The organism is Parabacteroides leei, from assembly GCF_023369805.1.
Lineage (GTDB): Bacteria > Bacteroidota > Bacteroidia > Bacteroidales > Tannerellaceae > Parabacteroides > Parabacteroides leei.
In genome coordinates this window covers 230,607-248,891 of record NZ_JAMBQG010000002.1, presented here as the reverse complement: position 1 = coordinate 248,891, position 18,285 = coordinate 230,607, and the positions used below count along the sequence as shown (strand labels likewise).

General features: G+C 42.3%; 12 protein-coding genes. 3 read left to right on the top strand and 9 right to left on the bottom strand.

Annotated elements, in window-relative coordinates; translation table 11 throughout:
• Positions 1-3: 3 nt before the first annotated feature.
• Together M1P97_RS04735 and secDF are read right to left on the bottom strand one after the other, a co-directional pair.
• Entirely contained in the window at positions 4-2,001 is a 1,998-nt protein-coding gene (locus M1P97_RS04735) for a urocanate hydratase (protein WP_195374155.1), read from the bottom strand.
• Between the two features lie 179 nt (positions 2,002-2,180).
• Positions 2,181-5,210: a protein translocase subunit SecDF gene (gene secDF / locus M1P97_RS04730; protein WP_249388524.1), complete on the bottom strand. Its 3,030-nt coding sequence runs from the start codon at positions 5,208-5,210 to the stop codon at positions 2,181-2,183.
• 171 nt (positions 5,211-5,381) lie between these two features.
• Here secDF and M1P97_RS04725 point away from each other — a divergent pair, with 171 nt between their 5' ends.
• Both M1P97_RS04725 and M1P97_RS04720 read left to right on the top strand, forming a co-directional pair.
• A complete protein-coding gene (locus M1P97_RS04725; protein ID WP_195374153.1) occupies positions 5,382-6,401 on the top strand; it encodes a DUF4468 domain-containing protein in 1,020 nt (339 codons plus the stop codon).
• A complete protein-coding gene (locus M1P97_RS04720; RefSeq protein WP_249388523.1) occupies positions 6,389-6,958 on the top strand; it encodes a DUF4468 domain-containing protein in 570 nt (189 codons plus the stop codon). Before M1P97_RS04725 ends, M1P97_RS04720 begins: the two co-directional genes overlap by 13 nt.
• A 55-nt stretch (positions 6,959-7,013) precedes the next feature.
• Here M1P97_RS04720 and M1P97_RS04715 read toward each other — a convergent pair whose 3' ends face one another.
• The 3 genes from M1P97_RS04715 to M1P97_RS04705 are packed head-to-tail and all read right to left on the bottom strand — an operon-like array spanning position 7,014 to position 9,695.
• Positions 7,014-8,129: an endonuclease/exonuclease/phosphatase family protein gene (locus M1P97_RS04715; protein ID WP_249388522.1), complete on the bottom strand. Its 1,116-nt coding sequence runs from the start codon at positions 8,127-8,129 to the stop codon at positions 7,014-7,016.
• Positions 8,126-9,004, bottom strand: coding sequence for a rhomboid family intramembrane serine protease (locus tag M1P97_RS04710; protein WP_249388521.1), 879 nt, complete (start codon positions 9,002-9,004; stop codon positions 8,126-8,128). The genes M1P97_RS04715 and M1P97_RS04710 overlap by 4 nt, the downstream gene beginning before the upstream one ends.
• Complete coding sequence (locus M1P97_RS04705) at positions 8,985-9,695, bottom strand: rhomboid family intramembrane serine protease (protein ID WP_195374149.1); 711 nt, start codon at positions 9,693-9,695, stop codon at positions 8,985-8,987. Before M1P97_RS04705 ends, M1P97_RS04710 begins: the two co-directional genes overlap by 20 nt.
• Positions 9,696-9,879: 184 nt before the next feature.
• Between M1P97_RS04705 and M1P97_RS04700 the strand changes: the two genes are divergently transcribed.
• On the top strand, positions 9,880-10,152 hold the full coding sequence (locus tag M1P97_RS04700) for an HU family DNA-binding protein (RefSeq protein WP_195374148.1): 273 nt from the start codon (positions 9,880-9,882) through the stop codon (positions 10,150-10,152).
• A 408-nt stretch (positions 10,153-10,560) separates the two neighbouring features.
• Here M1P97_RS04700 and M1P97_RS04695 read toward each other — a convergent pair whose 3' ends face one another.
• The 4 genes from M1P97_RS04695 to M1P97_RS04680 form a co-directional block, all read right to left on the bottom strand.
• Positions 10,561-11,529, bottom strand: coding sequence for a FimB/Mfa2 family fimbrial subunit (locus M1P97_RS04695; protein WP_249388606.1), 969 nt, complete (start codon positions 11,527-11,529; stop codon positions 10,561-10,563).
• A gap of 129 nt (positions 11,530-11,658) precedes the next feature.
• Positions 11,659-13,239 carry an Mfa1 family fimbria major subunit gene (locus M1P97_RS04690; RefSeq protein ID WP_249388520.1) on the bottom strand — a complete coding sequence of 527 codons (1,581 nt, stop codon included), beginning with the start codon at positions 13,237-13,239 and terminating at the stop codon, positions 11,659-11,661.
• A gap of 103 nt (positions 13,240-13,342) precedes the next feature.
• On the bottom strand, positions 13,343-15,178 hold the full coding sequence (locus M1P97_RS04685) for a DUF4906 domain-containing protein (RefSeq protein WP_249388519.1): 1,836 nt from the start codon (positions 15,176-15,178) through the stop codon (positions 13,343-13,345).
• Positions 15,179-15,217: 39 nt separating this feature from the next.
• Entirely contained in the window at positions 15,218-18,184 is a 2,967-nt protein-coding gene (locus tag M1P97_RS04680; RefSeq protein ID WP_262923223.1) for a fimbrial protein, read from the bottom strand.
• Between the last annotated feature and the right edge of the window lie 101 nt (positions 18,185-18,285).

Here is an 18,285-nt window from a genome sequence, read left to right as displayed (position 1 = left end):
ACTTCAGGTATTTAAAGAGGTCTCTACTATTTGGTGTATCAACGTTTCCTGTGGAATATAAGGAATCGTTATATGATACTGATCTTCATTTTTCTTATTAAATACTTCACAGGTCTCGATTGCATGCGGGTTACGGGCCCATGACCGGCGTGCCACACCTCCCATGACATCCCACAGCATGGCAGAACGTAATATTTCGTCCACCCGCTCGCTTCCGTCAAGCAACATACCGAAACCGCCGTTTATAGCCTTACCGATTCCTACTCCTCCACCGTTATGAAGAGCAACCAGACTCATTCCACGCGCGGCATTTCCGGCAAAACATTGTACGGCCATATCGGCCATTACGTTACTACCGTCATAAATATTCGCAGTTTCACGAAAAGGCGAATCTGTTCCACTTACGTCGTGGTGGTCGCGGCCTAACATAACAGGGCCTATCTCACCATCACGTACCATCCGGTTAAAGCGGAGAGCGATCTTCAACCGCCCTTCGGCATCCTGATACAGGATACGGGCTTGCGTACCGACTACCAGCCGGTTCTTTTCGGCATCGCGTATCCAGTTGTAATTATCCCGGTCTTGCCCCCTGCGTTCCGGATCGATACAATCCATTGCCGCATGGTCTGTTTTTATCAAATCTTCATGTTTACCGCTCAGGCATACCCAGCGGAAAGGTCCATAACCATAATCGAACAGTTCAGGCCCCATGATATCTTCCACATAAGAAGGCCAGATAAAACCGTCTTTTTCATCTATTCCGTTCCTGGATATTTCTTTCACTCCGGCATCGTAAATCGCTTTCATAAATGAATTGCCGTAATCGAAGAAATAGGTACCTGAGGCCACCAGCTTCTTTATTATCTCATAATGCCTGCATAACGACTGATCGACTAAAGTACAAAACCTATCATGATCATCCGACAACAGCCGTGTCCGCTCTTCAAAACTGATTCCTGCCGGACAATAACCACCTTCGTAGACGGCATGGCAGGATGTCTGGTCACTCAACAAGTCGATATGAACAGATTCCGCTCCGGCATATTCCAGCAGGTCGACAATGTTGCCATGAAAGGCTATCGAAAGAGGCTCTTTCGCAGCCTGCGCTTTCTTCGCCAAACGGAAGGCCTCCGCTTTATCGGCTGTAACCAGCTGTACCCAACCTTGTGAACGCCGTGTCTCGATACGTGAAAAGTCGACTTCGGCAACAATGCAGGCTGCTCCGGCTATAACCGCTGCTTTCGGTTGTGCCCCGCTCATACCGCCCAATCCGGAAGAGACAAAAAGATGGCCTCTAAGGTCTTTATCTTGCGGGATGCCCAATTTCAGGCGCCCGGCATTCAATAGCGTATTGAACGTACCATGAACGATTCCTTGCGGACCTATGTACATCCATCCTCCGGCTGTCATCTGTCCATAATTAGCCACTCCCATCTGGGCAGCAATATGCCAGTCTTTCTGGTTGTCGAACAAACCGACCATCATCGAATTCGTGATGATAACCCGGGGAGCTTCCGGCTTCGACCGGAACAATCCCAAAGGATGACCTGACTCGATAACTAATGTCTGTTCCTGTGTCATTACTTCCAGATACTGCTTGATAAGCCGGTATTGCATCCAGTTCTGACAAACTTGCCCGGTTTCGCCATAAGTAACCAATTCGTACGGATACAAGGCAATATCGAAACAGAGATTGTTATCTATCATCACCTGAAAAGCTTTCCCTTCCAGACAATTCCCCTTATAATCTTCAATCGGACGTGCTTTCAAGTCTCCCTCGGGACGATAACGATATCCGTATATCCTTCCACGGGTAAGAAGTTCCTCCATAAATTCGGGAGCCAACGTTGCATGAAGTTCATTAGGTACATACCTTAAAGCATTTTTCAATGCTGTTTCGGTTTGTGTAGGCGTAAGCGTATAGCCGCGATCAGGAGCGCGGCGGATACCGGCAACAAAAGAAGGATATTCCGGTAATTGGCGACCAAGATGTATTTGCATAACTGATGACATTTATCTATTACTTACAATCTGTCAGAAAAACATCCTATAAGTGGCCTACAAGGTAATTATTTCCTTACGTTTGAGCAATTTCACATATATGTTTAGAAGCATAATAAAAACAAAAAGAGACTGCCTAAAACTAGACAGCCTCTTCCTTATCTTATCGTAACTGCTTCTTATTTCGCTAATTCGGCAGCTGCTTTCTTATTGATCTTTCTTTTCTGTATTTCGTATGCAATCGGAGTCGCGATAAACAATGTTGAATATGTTCCGACTACGATACCCAGCAGGATAGCGAACGTAAAGCTACGGATTGTGCTACCACCGAGGATAAAGATACAAAGTACAACAACCAATGTAGTTAATGATGTATTGAATGTACGAGACAATGTAGAGTTCAAAGCATCATTGATCACCTGGTAACGGTCGCGTTTCGGATACAGACCGATCGTTTCACGGATACGGTCGAATACAACCACGGTATCATTGATCGAGTAACCGATAATCGTCAGGATAGCCGCAATAAACGTCTGGTCGACTTCCATAGAGAACGGTAACAACTTCCATAATAATGTATAGAAAGAAATGATACACAATGTTGTTACTGCAACTGAAGCAAATGCTCCTACAGAGAATGACCAGTCGCGGAAACGAAGCAGGATATAAGCAGCCATACAGAACATAGCAAAGATAACGGCCATAATGGCACTGTTCTTGATGTCGTCGGCCATACTCGGTCCTACCTTCTGTGAACTCTGGATATAAGTAGTCGTGAACTGCTCCAGTGTTGCATCTGCAGGAAGCAATGTTTTAACGCCTTCGAACAACAGAGATTCGATTTCCTGGTCTACTGCCGGGTCTGCATCATCAATCTTATAGTTGGTAGAGATACGAACCTGATCCGGAGTACCGATAGTGATAACACTTACAGCGCCGTCCAATTTTTCATCCAACATATTACGAACTTCGTCTGTCTTCACATCCTGGTCAAAACGAACGATATAGTTACGTCCACCGGTGAAGTCGATACCATTGTTCAAACCGATTGTTGACATAGAGATAGCTCCCAGCAGGATGATAACAGCAGGAATAATATAACCTACTTTACGGGCACCCAAGAAGTTGACTTTCGGATTAGTCAACAGGTCTTTTGTAATTGAAGTTACGAATGTTACATTCTTCAGTTTATCCTTAGCCAGTAATGCTTCATAAACGATACGAGTCAAGAAGACTGCTGTAAGGAAAGAAGCGAACAGACCGATGATCATGGTAGTTGCGAAACCACGGATAGGACCTGTACCGAAGTAGAACAATACGACACCGGTAATGATAGATGTTAAGTTGGAGTCGAAGATAGCAGAGAACGCGTTGCTATAACCATCGGCAATAGCCTTGCCTAACGATTTACCAGCACGAAGTTCTTCTTTTGTACGTTCGTAGATCAACACGTTCGCATCGACCGCCATACCCAGCGTCAACACCATACCGGCGATACCCGGCAAAGTAAGTACTGCCTGGAAAGAGGCAAGGATACCCATTGTGAAGAAGATGTTCAAAACCAGCGCACCGTCTGCAATCAGACCCGGAATGATTCCGTAGAATGCACACATATAAACCATCAACAGGATCAAAGCCAGAGCAAACGAGATAACACCGGAGCTGATAGCTTCCTGACCCAGTGACGGACCGACAACGTCTTCCTGTACGATATGTACCGAAGCTGCCATCTTACCTGATTTCAATACGTTTGCCAAGTCCTTCGCTTCTTCCGGAGTGAAATGACCTGTGATAGAAGAACGTCCTCCGGTAATTTCATCGTTTACGTTCGGAGCTGAATAAACCATATCATCCAAAACGATAGCGATAGATTTACCTATATTTTCTTTTGTCAGACGAGCCCATGCTTTAGCTCCTTCTGCGTTCATGCTCATGCTAACCTGCTGTTCTGAGCGACCTACCTGCTGAACGAAGTCAGCGTTAGCGTCAGTCACCACATCGCCACCCAAGGCAGGTGAACCGTCACGGTTAGTAACCTTGATAGCATATAATTCGAAATATTGTTCTTTCTCATCGATTGCCTTAACACCCCATTTCAAAGAGAGGTTACGGGGCAATACGTCTTTTACCTGCTTCATTGCCAGGTATTCGTTGATCTTAGGAATGTCTCTCACATTAGCCACACCCACAGAAGCGCCACGACCTAACTGACCGTTGTACTGGTTGATCTGCAGCAATGCAAACAACGGATGCTGTTTTGCAAACTCTTCCATCGACTGGTTAGCCTGAGCTTCCGGTTTATCCTGAGCGATCTGAGCCAACAGAGAATCGGCTTCGTTAGTATTTGCACTTTCATCAACAGTTGCAGTTTCCGTTACAGTCGTTTCAGCACCGTCAGTAGAAACAGTTTCTGTTTCAGTAGCAGAAGCTTCGTCATTGTGTTCTTTCAATACTGTTGCCAGAATATTATCGGCAGCAACCAGCTGCTGATACACTTCCGGTAACTGATAAGTTTCCCAGAATTCCAGATTAGCACTACCCTGCAACAATTTACGAACACGTTCCGGTTCTTTCACACCCGGAAGTTCCACCAGGATACGACCAGCTGTTTCCAGACGTTGAATGTTCGGAGAAACTACACCGAAACGGTCGATACGGGTACGTAATACGTTAAACGAGTTATCGATAGCACTTTTCAACTCTTCTTTCAATACAGAAACAACCTGAGCATCCGTGCTCTGAGGAGTAATCTTGTCTTTCAACTCAAACGTACTGAAAATGGCAGACAAACGTGCTCCACTGTCCAGGTTCTTGTACTCTTCTGCAAACAAGTCAATAAAGTCTCTCTGACTGGTTGCCTGGCGAGCATAAGCTGAAGTTAAAGCCTTATTGAAGTTTTCATCCTGGTTGTTGTTTGACAGCGAACGGATTACATCGGCCACATTCAACTCCAGAACGACGTTCATACCGCCTTTCAGGTCAAGTCCTAAACTAATTTCCATTTCACGGCACTGCTTGAGCGTATAGCCCAACCATACCTTCTGAGTAGATAATGAGTCCAAATAAAGACTCTCTTTCGACGGATCCCCTCCTGCATACTCAGCGGCTTTATTGTTGTAATATCTTGTTACAAATGAGAACGATAGATAGAACAAACATACAAGCGTAAGTAACACTGCGAAGACCTTTACAAATCCCTTGTTTTGCATTTGAATCTTGAGTTTATGTTATTACATTATTTATTTTCGTTTTTTCACAGGGTGCAAATATAGGCTTTTTTTTCTTTGTCATATAGCAATATGATTAATTATTTGTCACTCTCATAGTTAATTTCAAGTACAATTATATATCTTTGCCCATAAAAAAACACAGAATTCACCATGAAACAGCTTTTATTATTCTTTTTATTCATTCCTTCCCTGCTGATAGCCCAGGAGGACCAGAAGTATTTAGCCGGTGCTGTAACTGAAGATGACGGCAAAGTTGTATTTTCCAAAGAGATAAGTATGCCCTCCCTTTCGAAGGATCAGATTTACGATATTATGTATTCGTGGGCACAGAAATATTTCAGTGAAGACGGACGCCGCCTGGTTTATTCAGATAAAGACAAAGGCGATATCGCAGCTGTAGGCGAAGAATACCTGGTATTCCAGAGCACAGCACTGTCGCTGGACCGTTCATTAATAAATTATCGCGTAACGATCGAATGCGAAAATAATACAGCAAAAATCAAAATGACCGGTATCCGTTATGAATACAATGTATCCTATCAGCGTGAGCCGGAAAAATATACTGCAGAAGAGTGGATCACTGACAAATTTGCATTGAACAAGAAAAAAGATAAACTGAACCGTGGTAACGGCAAATTCCGCCGCAAAACGATCGATTTAGCAGACGAAATGTTCAAGAGTGCAGATGCAGCCTTTGGTATCCAACCGGCTGGTGTTATCACTCCGGCTTATGCGGCAGCTCCTGTACAACAACAAACAGTTCCAGCCACAGTTCCCGCACAACAAATAACTAAAGCGCCTGTTAACAACATCGAAGTATGTCAGGGACTGAGCGCATTCGAACCGGACAAGATCCCGTCGACACTGCTGAACATGTTGCCGGAAAGCAAGATGCAGGTAACTCCCGGCGATAATGAAAGTCTGGTAGAACATTATGCCACCTGGAAAGAGATGGGTAAAATGTTCGGAAAGAATATTGCATCTATCTCTATCAGCCCGGACAGCGAAGTATATAAAGCAATTAAAGACAACGATTTCTATACAATTTCTTTCACCAAACAGGATGAACCGGAAACCTGGTTTATGATTCAGTGTGTCAAACAAGGGGAATCAACCGAAGGAACACAAAAAATCATTATCGGTGAAATCATTAACGTATGGATCAGATAATCATGAAAACAACAAAAAATATACTGTTTCTGTTGATACTGATGTGTCCCTTGCTAGCGATAGCCCAGGGACACAAAGGTTCTGTAGAATCATGCGCCCCCATGAAAGAAGGGAAAGTATGCTATAGTGATGAAGTCGATGCTGAGGGAATGAAAAAAGGCGAATTGTTCAATGCCATCGACAAGTGGGCCAGAAAAAATTACGGCAAGGATGTTTTCCTGTCGAGCGTAACGTCCAGCAAGTCGAAAGGAACAATCAATGTAAATTCAAAGGTGGAGTTACTTCTGAACGACACAGACAAAACGATCGTCAAGTATAAAATGAGAATATACTGTTATGATGAAAAGTATAACATCGAATTGACGGATATCTCTTATCAGTACGATCCGAAAAATGAGAAGAAGTTCAAAACCTATCCTGCAGAGAATGTTATAGCCAACAACGGAAAGTCAAACACTATTTCCGTTATTAAAGACCCTCTGTTATTCTGTAACGCCACTTTCTTTTTTGCTGAAAATCTGTTCGGAGAGGTATTTGATGCAACACAAGAGGATTAAGAATATTATGCTATATAATATATGTAAGGGGATACCTGTAAAGGTGTCTCCTTTTTTAGTCTTCCATTGTCAGATAACACCACAAAGGATAGTGGTCTGAATAACGAATCTTATCGACAGTACAATTCACAGACTTCATATTCGGAGAATGCAGAATATTATCTATACGAAACAAGAACATATTCTGGTTATACGTCACCCCCATCCCCCGACCGGATTCAGCAAAAGAATCGACTAATGGCCCCTGGATAGTCCGGTGAGCATAAGAAATCGGCGTATCGTTGAAGTCACCACAAATCAGGATATAATCGCCTTTAGCCTTTTCGACTTCAGAACCTACCGCATCTGCCTGTCTGGCCCGTATTTTGAAAGCCGGTCCTAGCTTCTGTTCCAAAGCTCCTTTTATACCGTCGAAAGTATCTGCCCCAATGTTCTTGATAAATGCTGTATAACGGCTTCGATCTTCCATCGTCAACTTAAATGATTCGAGGTGATTATTAATCAATGTCAACTTTTTTCCATTCACATTCAGCTCATGAACAGACGATCCATTAGATTCGCTCTCGTATTTTATCCTGCGTGAGTTTGAAATCGGATACTTAGAGAATACCGCAATGCCAAAATTCATATAACCCGACGAACTGATAGGAATTATCGAACGGTAGGGATACATATCAAGCGCTTTATATAATTTTTGAGAAGTCAGAAACTTATCTGATCTGCTGACTGCATATTCCTGCAAACAAACAATATCCGCTCCTGAATCGGCTATATATTGCACAATCTTATTAGGCGATTCTTTGGTATGGTCCTTATAAGCAAACCCCATCACATTATAAGTCAGCACTTTCAACGTATTCTCCTTCGGAATGTCTTTAACATGGGTGTGATAAGGAAAATACTTCTTTACCGGTCCCCAACAAATAAGGAAAGCACTTAGCCCGATCAATAGGAAGCGCCACTCCCACAGGAACAACCAATAGAGAACAAAACAGAGATTCAAGACGCATAAAATGGGAAAGACCAACCCCAGATAAGAAAAAACAAGAGCTGTATCCGGAGACACACGATCCGAGTAAGCTGAAGTGACAAACAGCACAACAACCAATACATTGGCCAGTACGAACAATGATTTGAACAATAGTCTTAGTGTTTTCAGGCCTTCACTCATTTTTTGCTTGCATCAAATAATTGTCTTTTTTCATCGGCAGAAAGACTTTCATATCCGGAACGTTTCAATTTATCCAGAATAGCGTCGAGATCGGCCGACTCCCGGTTCTTACGAGCATTATACTCGTAATCCGTTTCAGCACGTTTATATGTCACTTTCATCTTCGGCTTTCTCTTCCCCAGATTCACTACCCAGTCCAACAAACGATTCATCGGAGCAGTCAGATCCTTTCCTTCCTTAATACGCATTGCAAACCAGATCCCGAACAAAGCTCCTCCAATATGAGCGATATGGCCACCGGCATTATCGGAAGTAATAGCCAACAAATCAATCACAAAGGTAAACAGGGGCAAATAAATCAGTTTGATACGTCCTATCAGGAATAAATTAATCTCCAGGTCTTTCCGGTAAAATGAAACGGCAAAAACAATAGCCATGACCGAAGCGGAAGCCCCCATCAGATAACTGGAAGATGCCACCGTCTGGAAATATGGAAAAATATTATAGGCCAGCATAAACAGAACCGCACCCGCAATACCCCCCAACAGATACAATCCTCCCAATTGCCGTTCGCTGAAGAAATTCAAGAATAATCCGCCAAACCAATATAACCACAACATATTAAATAAAATATGCAGGAAATCGAAATGGGTGAACATATATGTGATAACCGTCCAAGGCCGGTATAATAACAGCTCAGGGGATGAAGGCATCTGCAGATATTGCAGAAAAGAGATTCCGGGAATATTGAAAAGAAGAAAGATCACCCCCGTCAACCGGATCAGGATAAAAAGCCCTACATTAATATATATAAGCTTTGCCAGTATATTCCCTGCCCGGAACGTATTCTTCAGATTAGTAAAAATACTTTCCATTGCCTGCGTCTTTCTTTTTCCAGTAGCGAACCATAAAATAACCGAACAACATACCGCCTAAATGGGCGAAATGTGCCACCGTGTCTCCCCCAAAACTGGAAACACCCATAAACAGTTCTGCCAACCCGTAAAATACAACAAAATACTTAGCCTTTATAGGTATCGGTATGAACATCAGAAATAACGGCACATTCGGGAATAGCATGGCAAATGCCAACAAAATACCGAACACAGACCCTGAAGCTCCGATCGTAATCATCATATTCAGCGACGGATCCATCTTCACCAGCTCGAAAAGCGTCAGGCCGTTGGCACTGGCAAAAGACTGGATCGAATAAGCCCAAACCAACTCCTGCACAATACCGGCTCCAATACCTGTCACCAAATAAAAAGTAAGGAAACGCTTCGGCCCCCAGACATTTTCAAGGACACGTCCGAACATATATACCCCGAACATATTAAAGAAAACATGTCCGAAGGAACGCGTATCATGCATAAACATGTAAGAAACAAACTGAAACGGATAAAAATCCTTTACACCCGGAAAGTGCAAACCTAAAATCTGCACCAGATCGATCCCCATCTTCGGCAACGCCAGGCTGGCTACCCAAAAAAGGAGGTTAATAATGATAAGGTTTTTTGTAACCGGCGGTATACTATTCAAGAACCCCGAGCCATTTTGATTCATCATATACATATCAATTTGCGGCAAAGGTAAATATATTTTGATTGTTTTTCCGCCAAATAGTACTAAAACATAGTAAATCAATAAAAAAAACAGATTTTTCCTTTGCAGAATATTAAATTAAAACTACATTTGAACCGACTTTTAGGCTATCGCAAGAATTGTTTAACATATTAATTATCAAACCATCATGAACAAAACAGAATTTATCTCAGCTGTATCGGAAAAATCCGGTCTAAGCAAAACTGATGCGAAAAAAGCTGTCGAAGCTTTCGTTGAAACAGTATCTCAGGAATTAAAGGCAGGTGGCAAAGTAGCCCTTTTAGGTTTTGGATCTTTTTCTGTTGCAGAAAAAGCAGCTCGCAAAGGAGTCAACCCGAAGACAAAACAACCAATCGAAATTGCTGCACGCAAATCGGTTAAATTCAAGGCTGGTGCAGAATTAGCCGACCAAGTTAAGTAAACAGCTATAAATAAAATTGATAAAAGGGCTTTTTCTGCCGGAACAGCCCTTTTTATTATGACTACAAATTCATACAAATAATAATTCCAGAGAACATCACTGCCCCCTGGAATCCACACTAGTATTAATATTAAACTTACCTGATTTTACAGGTGAGTATCTTCATTACAAACAAAACATGATTACGGGGCATATGTCCCGTATCATTTATCCTATACAAAGATCTTGCTTTTCAATCAATTAACCTGAGAAATCCGGTTCTGATACCACACATCAGACTTAAAAATAACGACTTAAAAAAGAACAAAGCCAAACAAATTTGCTTTTTCCGAAACAATTCAAACCGACCGGTACAATACATGTCATTTACAGCAACGCGTCTAAGATCCAGGCCGATATCCGCCAAGTTTACTGTAAACCTCCTTCCGTTTGGAAGTACCACGTCCATCCATTGATATTGATCTGCATTGCCAGCCACGGATCTCTCTCGGTAAAGAAAAAGATGATTTTATATTCACTTTCGCGGTCTAGATACTCCTGAACACTCATATTGTATCCTTCTATTTTGGTCATTGCCAAAAAATCCGTCAAGTTTATATCGAACACTTTCTGCCCGGTTGTTTTATCTGTGACAACAAAACGGACATCCCGATCTTCAACAAAACGCATTGTATTCAATTCGATCGTGGCTGCCGCCAGGTTCTTCTGTTCCATATGATAAGGACGAAAACTGAGTATATCATCCTCCAACAAAGAATTGTCGTGCGCCAGATAACCGTTCGATTCTACAATTTCATAATCATAGTCATTCATATTCACTCCCCAGGCATCTTCAGTCGCCCCCTGGAAAACAAACCGGACTTTGTTAGTATCCTTTATCAGATCGATCACTTCCGTCTGGTGGATCGTTCCGGTAAAATCAACCTGGGTGATCTCTCCATACCACAACGGTTCAAGCTCCTCATCTATAATAAGAGACTCTTCCCGCTTCAAACGCAACTTCAAATCTGAAACATCGGAGACCCCCGTTTGCAATGGAGCAATATCATACGAGTCATGCGCGCCAGCCCATGCCATGAACCGATACTCTCCGACAGGTAGTACCACAGGCATCAGATAATCGCCGGTTGCCAACACAGAACCTTCTTCTGCTTGTTTGAACAGAAACTTTCCATACTTATCAAATACATAAAGTTCTACTTTATCTACCTGTGTATGGAATGCATCTGTAAAAAGCATGTTATAGTCATACTTGAATTTAACGAATAAACGGCACTCCGGCAAATCTTCGTCAAACACACCACAAGAGGTCATTATCAGTGAACCCACTAAAAAAAGACTTAATGCAATGTAACGTATAAGGCTCTTTAGCTTCATGTTTTCTTTCTTTTCCAATTAATATTTATTGAAGAGGAATAATTAGTTTCATCGGGGTGAAATTATAGATAAGTACCCACCGGTGTTAACGGTGGGTCATACAAACAGATCGAACCGATAAGTCTGGGATTATAATTCCTCAGTCTGAGTATACCAGGTCCAAGGATTAACATTGATCTGGATAGCCAGGTATGAACCGTCTTCTTCATCCGGATCTGTACCTGGTGTCGGAATTTCCGGATATCCGGGATTCTTAAACTTGGTTACTTTGATATCATAGACAGAGTTACGGGTTACACCAAATTCACCTAATTCGTTAGATGCTTTATCCGTATCATCATGCTTAATAATGATTTTATAATAATTAAGACCTCCGGCATAATAATTGAAGGCTCCTACCGATCCGGCACCTTTCCCCTTGATAGCATCGATCTTGGCATTGAATGCAAGAACTAAATCATCTACATCGACACCAGTATCTTGAAGAGGCACTGCCCCCTCTACCTTAGCATCCAGATAAGCATTCAAGGCATCAGTAAGAATAGTTGTTACCGAAGGTTTTGCATTTCCGTCATTATCGTATTTATACCTCAACTCAGCTTCGATCCATTTCTTTAAACTGGTAAAGGTGTAAAATCCGCTATTAATTTTGATCCAATCGCCACCAACTTCAGCATCTAGTGAGTCCGTACTATTAGGTTGTGCATATTTCTTCGGTACAAAATTTGCTTTCAGCAATACCTGTGTTGTATATTGCTGTTCGTTATAATCTGCCGTCTGGGTATTTTCAAGACAATACTGGCTGGCTCCCGGTGCATTCGTGATTTTCGAGTCATCGCTTACAACTACATAGTCTGTTGTATTTTGATTACTACTGTCATAGTTCGGATCTTTTCTGTATGAACCGATCTTATATTGATCAAAAGGAGTAATACATGTACCACGTGCATCCGGATTACTACTATCTTCATTCCAGGTCAAGGTTCTTTCGGATGCCGGGAAAAACTTTTTATTCGTAACGTTCAATACCCAGAACGGGTTAGATACTGTTGCTATATCACTGATCGTTTCAATATATACGCGAACCTTAGATACTACACGATCAATATTGACAGCAAGCGGACTACCACTAGCCAACTCTTTCGTCTTATACAGTTTCAGAGTAGCATCGGTTCCATCCGAATTGGATGGTTCCAGGCTTCCTTTAGCGTTCGACATCATAAAACTTCCATTTTTAGCAACGTTTGTGCTGACATCTCCATCTGTAACAGAAAGTGCAGCATTAACTATGCTATAATTAGTTCCACTATTAATCGGATGAATAGGGAAATCTGCGCCAGGATTCGCCACAATTAGAATACGTGTCGAACTTGCAGACACCTGAAAAGGATCGCTTACACCTCCATTGGGTTGTCCCGGATTACCAGCCTCAGCAGCAGTCAACTGCACATCGTCTGTCACATTATCAGCGGCATCGAAGAAAATTGCCCGAACAGTAGTGATACCCGATTCCTCTTCCGTACCATCTTGTTTATCATCAGAATTCAACCCACGAAATCTAACTGCCGACGGAGTTGAAATGTTTAGGGCAACCCATGCATCGCCTTTAGGGTTTGTAACTATGCCATCATCTGTAATGGCACTGTCTTCACTACACGCAGCAAACAACAAAGTTGCAAGTGCACATAAAAAATAATTCTTCTTTTTCATTTTACTACAATTAAATCGTTTTTACTCATTTATTTATCATATTTTCCTTCTAATTTCCAGAGCTTTCGCATTTCCTTTTGATCTTTTCACCTGACACCGGACATCAGGTATCAGCTGCAATATTTCCTGCCAACTGAGTGATATCTATTTTAATACGCTGTGTCATTCTTCCGGAAGGAGAACCTATGTTATTCATAGTTGTCAAATACACGACACCTCTTCTTTCGATACCGGTATTAGGTAATACCTCGATAAAAATCCTCCCGTCATCCACCGTAATCTTATCCGTATCATTCCGGTCTTCCCCACTTGAAGGACGCAATTTTATCCAGCTTCTTGCAGTTTCATCAACCGTACCTGAAAGACAATAATAGTTCACTTCCCTGATTGTTGGATATGTATTGATCGTAGGCATATATTTTATCGTTTCCCCCCCGGCAGAAATCGCACTTCTTCGATTGATATGAACCTGTTGTATCAGATTCCCCAGTTGAAGTGTTACATTCGCATTTTTTCTTTGTATCGTTCCTGTCGGATCGGTCTGACAATCATCATAATATTGCAAATAAGGTTTAACTTTAACTACTACCGTTGTAAAATTAGGATCCGTTGTCCCACTATTTACTATAGATATTTTCCCATCGATAGGAGATACAAGTTCAAACGCGTAATCAACCTCCACCCTATTGTCGCTAATTCTATTGGAACCGGGAAAAACCGTACCATTATTGGTTATCACTTTAAATGCATCATAATCAACCGTTAAATCCGAATAAGCAAAAAAGACGGAGTTACTCACCCCTAAATAGTAATCATTATTGGCTACAACGTCATAAATATTGCCGTCATCCACCAAGACACTATAACTCAAACCGGTATTAGAGGCTTTGGATACTTTGGCATCTTCTACCGTATCATAACCGGGACCATTCGCTTTAACAACAGTGAATGTGTATACATTATTACGTAACAGATCCATCGGTTGTAATCCGTCATTTATAATCCCTACTTTATAATAATAGTCCTGCCCCTCATAAGTCCCCTGAATAATGAAATAGGTGTCGTTAAGAATATCGGATTCATACAAATACACCGGATTATCTTCCGTGCTTTCTCCACCGGTTACATCATTCGCCGCAACTAAAAGCGATGAATAAGCATCATCGTATCTATACTCCGTCAGATTTGATCTGTTGTCCATAACAGATCCATCCAGATTATGCAACCGCCCTTGCCCCGGTACGTTCACTACGGCGGTAATCCCTTTAAATTTAAAAGAGGATGCCTGATTAACGATCACAACCTTTGCCACTTCACGGATAAGTTGTAATGAAGTTCCATCCTCATTCGCGATTTTCGTCGTCTGATCTATTTTATCAACTTGCAGCAAATAACTCATAGGTATCACCTCGCTGTCGCCACTATACGGAATAACAGACAGGGAGGGAACAGTCAACGGCTCACTCAACAAATTCGCAGTCGCTTCCGATAAAGTAGTTCCACCAACTGTTAGTTTTGTCATGAAATTTGCCACATTGAACTCATATCCCGTATGCATATCGCCATAATAAAAATTTTCCTGTGGATTGGCCAATATCAATAAATGATACTTAGAACCAGCTTCCTGCCTTGTCAACAACACATATCTCTTCCCCACAAACTCAAAAGCTTGTACGGCCTCCACAAAAAGGGCTGATGATGCATTATTCCCTTTGAACACAAGTACCCACGGAGTTTTACCGACTTCACTTTCATCGCCGACCGCTCTGGTTTCAGGTAACTGATACGAATTAGCACGAGTAAAAATTTCAATCTTCACCTTATCCTCCGGCACTACTTCCGGCAATTCGGACAGCAATATTTCATGCTCGCAGCCTATCGTAAAAAACAGAAAGGCCAGACCAAGCAGTAAATTGATATATATTTTAATTTTACTCATCTTTTTTACTCTACAAACTTCTTACACTAACATTAGTATTTACTCCTTATCCCTGACACAACGAACGGATTGAGCAAAAGTGGGTAGCTGATACACTAATGACGGAGGCGGCCATCTACTGAACTCCATACTCCACACGGAATGCGGCGTCTCAGCCGATGACGGTCCGGTACTGGCAGAATGATAATAACCTGACTCTCCTGCATACTGCAATGAATTAGCATTTCTTCGCCCTGCCATCGGAAAGAAAACCGAAGCGTCACCATAGTTTTTATTATAGACCAAGACTCCACGATAAGCCACTTTAGCATTATCGATAGAAACCCCATAAGCATAGCTACCTCCTGTTCCTTGTTTTATTGGGCGACGATCGAAAAAACCATCTGCATAAAATCCCATAGCAATCGGAATATATTCTGTGACCTCTGACAAATCAGTCGTATTTACCCCACTCCAGAAATTCGGAGTTCTATCCACATTCATATCTGCTATATTAGTCACAGTTCCGGCATCTCCTCCCCGGGGTGTTTTAAACACAGACTGTCTCCATTCGGAATAAGCAATGTCTCCACTGTGGTCTACCACTGCCGTAGGAATGACTTCTATCGGATTAGTCGGAGTAATGATCACAGTCCGGTCATTGTTATTCCGGTCAAAATAACTGGGGAACAATCCATTACGGGAAATCCTGTCGATATACCCATCCGATGGACGATGATATCCTTCCGGACAAACTTCAAAAAGATTCTTGAACTCATAATCATACTGTGTCTCCGGTATCCCTGCTGCGCTTCCCCAAACAGGAATACTGAGTGCATAAGTTTCATTTAAATATTGAATACGGCCACTCCAGTAAGATGAACCTCCTGCAGGCTGCGTTGGATGATAAGCCAGGCGGAAATATCCTTCATCATCATTCTTAGGTAATCCCCACTGGAAAAAAGCACCAGCCTGCGTGGGATACTCAACAAACGCACCGTTTTTATAAGCAACCTGAGGATGTTCACTGTTCCCCCCCGCCTTGAAAGCTGCTGCAGTCAGATTATAAGGTGAGACCTTTCTGGCATAATCACGCGCTTTTCCCTGTAAGGGCCCTGTCGTTATAGGGTCGATTGTGCCCGGCCTCATGACATAATCATCCTCTTCTCCCTGCCGGATATACATTGTATCCCTGGCATACCAAATGCCGCCTGTACCTTCATCCCCCCACATTCCTCCATAACGTTCAACTACAACTTTGGCATACCTGGGAGCTTCACCACTATGTTTTCCGTTCGTTGCCATTCGAAAATAGATACGTCCCCTCCCTTCGACTAATCTTCCGTCTTCTCCTTTCAGATCGTTTGGACGTACATTAAACTTTTCCGGGTTTCCCGGTGAATCCGTACCTATCTGCGGGTCAAAACTCGGGGTTGAACTCAACGTAATAAAATCACCACTTATGACACGAGCTCTCCATGGCTTGATATTTCCAAACTCTGCAGGTAACTCACTTGCATTGTCTTTCCTGCTTTGTTGTCCGGAAATAATCCGTTCCCCCATTTCATCATTCCGAAAAAAAGCACCGACATATCCTGTTCCGTAAGAATTGAACAGGAAGCGTTGGCCGTATTGGCTGACACTTACCTTGATCTCTCTTTGCAATTTCCCCCCGAACTCATCTTCTCCCGATAAAACAAGTCGGAACAGCCTGCCGGAAGTCACCTCATTCAGTTCGTCCAACAAAATATCCATATAACCGGTTCCGACCTTTGCCACCTCGTCGTAAGTATAAGAGTAACGGGAAGTTGCATATATTTTTGTTGCCCCGGCATCCGTCACATCACCACTCTTCAATACCAGGTCATTGAATATCTTTTCAGTTTCCGCGGTAGCCGTTCCCAGACCGGTAAATACCTCGGGTAATATTTTCACGACCGGCATATTCGATTTAAAGGAAATACGTGCCCCGTTGAAATCAGTTATACTTACCTCGGTATGGGATATATTCAACACTTTAAGACCTGGGATATTCCAGGCATCATCATTTTCATTCCATTTGGATGCTTCTATATTCACTTCAAGCGACTCCCTGATAATGCCGGTCAAATCCAGCTTGGTATTCCCCGGCAAACTATAATCGACCGGAGCCGAAGCGATCTTCAGTTCACATGAAGGGTTATAGTTCGCCCCCATATTCACTGTAAATACTGCCGCTTTCGATTTATCTGATTTTGATTCCGGCACACTGGAAGGTAAAATAACCCGGATAACTTTTTTCGCCCAGACTGTTCCGGAAGCAGAAGGAGTCGTATCCTCAAACAGACCACTGTTTTTATCCACGGTAAACACACGTATCGTATTCCGTGTAATCATACCGTTATAGTTCGCGGTAAGAGGAACTATATCTGCAAGATTACTGAATGTCACTCCACTAAAGGTTTCGCTGTAATTTCTATCAGCTTCCAATACGACGTCAACCCGTACTCCCATCCTGTCCAGAGACAGTTCCAACCGGGAGACAGTAGTTCCGTCGCTCAATCTTGCACCTTGTCCTTTAGATAAGACAGTAACATCTTCTATCTCCTGTTTCATAGGAATATATTGGTCGGAAGAAAAAGCTTTTGCCGGATAAACTATATTATTCAAATCCTCGTATCCAGAAACGGCATCCAACTGATTGAATACATAAGAATCATTTGCTTCATTCGCCAAGAAAACAAAGGTGTAAGTGCCTTCATCGATCGGATGTTGCACAAGATTATCCGTCCACTGATCTTTTGTATAATACACATTGGATATACAAAGACCTGACGTTTTATTGAATGCCATAACACGCAGGGTATTCACAAGATAATCTTCAGAACTCCCGGGATGCGTAGCACTTTCAGACTCTATTCCACTTATTGACAGAAATGCTCCCTGATTATTTTCTCTAACAAAACTTTCATCCGTACAAGATGAAAAAAGCACTAGCAATAAAATAAAAATTAAACCTTTATATATTTTATATTTTCCTATAACCATTAAATAACATGCCTTCAAAATCAGTATATAAATATTCCATAACCTTCATACTTCCATATATCCGGTTATCAACAACCTCTCCTAATCACACTACCAAAACC

Bases quoted from the DNA above. Each gene is read 5' to 3' on its own strand.
- M1P97_RS04735 (WP_195374155.1), bottom strand. From the start codon at position 2,001: ATGCAAATACATCTTGGTCGCCAATTACCGGAATATCCTTCTTTTGTT.
- secDF (WP_249388524.1), bottom strand. From the start codon at position 5,210: ATGCAAAACAAGGGATTTGTAAAGGTCTTCGCAGTGTTACTTACGCTT.
- M1P97_RS04725 (WP_195374153.1), top strand. From the start codon at position 5,382: ATGAAACAGCTTTTATTATTCTTTTTATTCATTCCTTCCCTGCTGATA.
- M1P97_RS04720 (WP_249388523.1), top strand. From the start codon at position 6,389: ATGGATCAGATAATCATGAAAACAACAAAAAATATACTGTTTCTGTTG.
- M1P97_RS04715 (WP_249388522.1), bottom strand. From the start codon at position 8,129: ATGAGTGAAGGCCTGAAAACACTAAGACTATTGTTCAAATCATTGTTC.
- M1P97_RS04710 (WP_249388521.1), bottom strand. From the start codon at position 9,004: ATGGAAAGTATTTTTACTAATCTGAAGAATACGTTCCGGGCAGGGAAT.
- M1P97_RS04705 (WP_195374149.1), bottom strand. From the start codon at position 9,695: ATGATGAATCAAAATGGCTCGGGGTTCTTGAATAGTATACCGCCGGTT.
- M1P97_RS04700 (WP_195374148.1), top strand. From the start codon at position 9,880: ATGAACAAAACAGAATTTATCTCAGCTGTATCGGAAAAATCCGGTCTA.
- M1P97_RS04695 (WP_249388606.1), bottom strand. From the start codon at position 11,529: ATGAAGCTAAAGAGCCTTATACGTTACATTGCATTAAGTCTTTTTTTA.
- M1P97_RS04690 (WP_249388520.1), bottom strand. From the start codon at position 13,239: ATGAAAAAGAAGAATTATTTTTTATGTGCACTTGCAACTTTGTTGTTT.
- M1P97_RS04685 (WP_249388519.1), bottom strand. From the start codon at position 15,178: ATGAGTAAAATTAAAATATATATCAATTTACTGCTTGGTCTGGCCTTT.
- M1P97_RS04680 (WP_262923223.1), bottom strand. From the start codon at position 18,184: ATGGTTATAGGAAAATATAAAATATATAAAGGTTTAATTTTTATTTTA.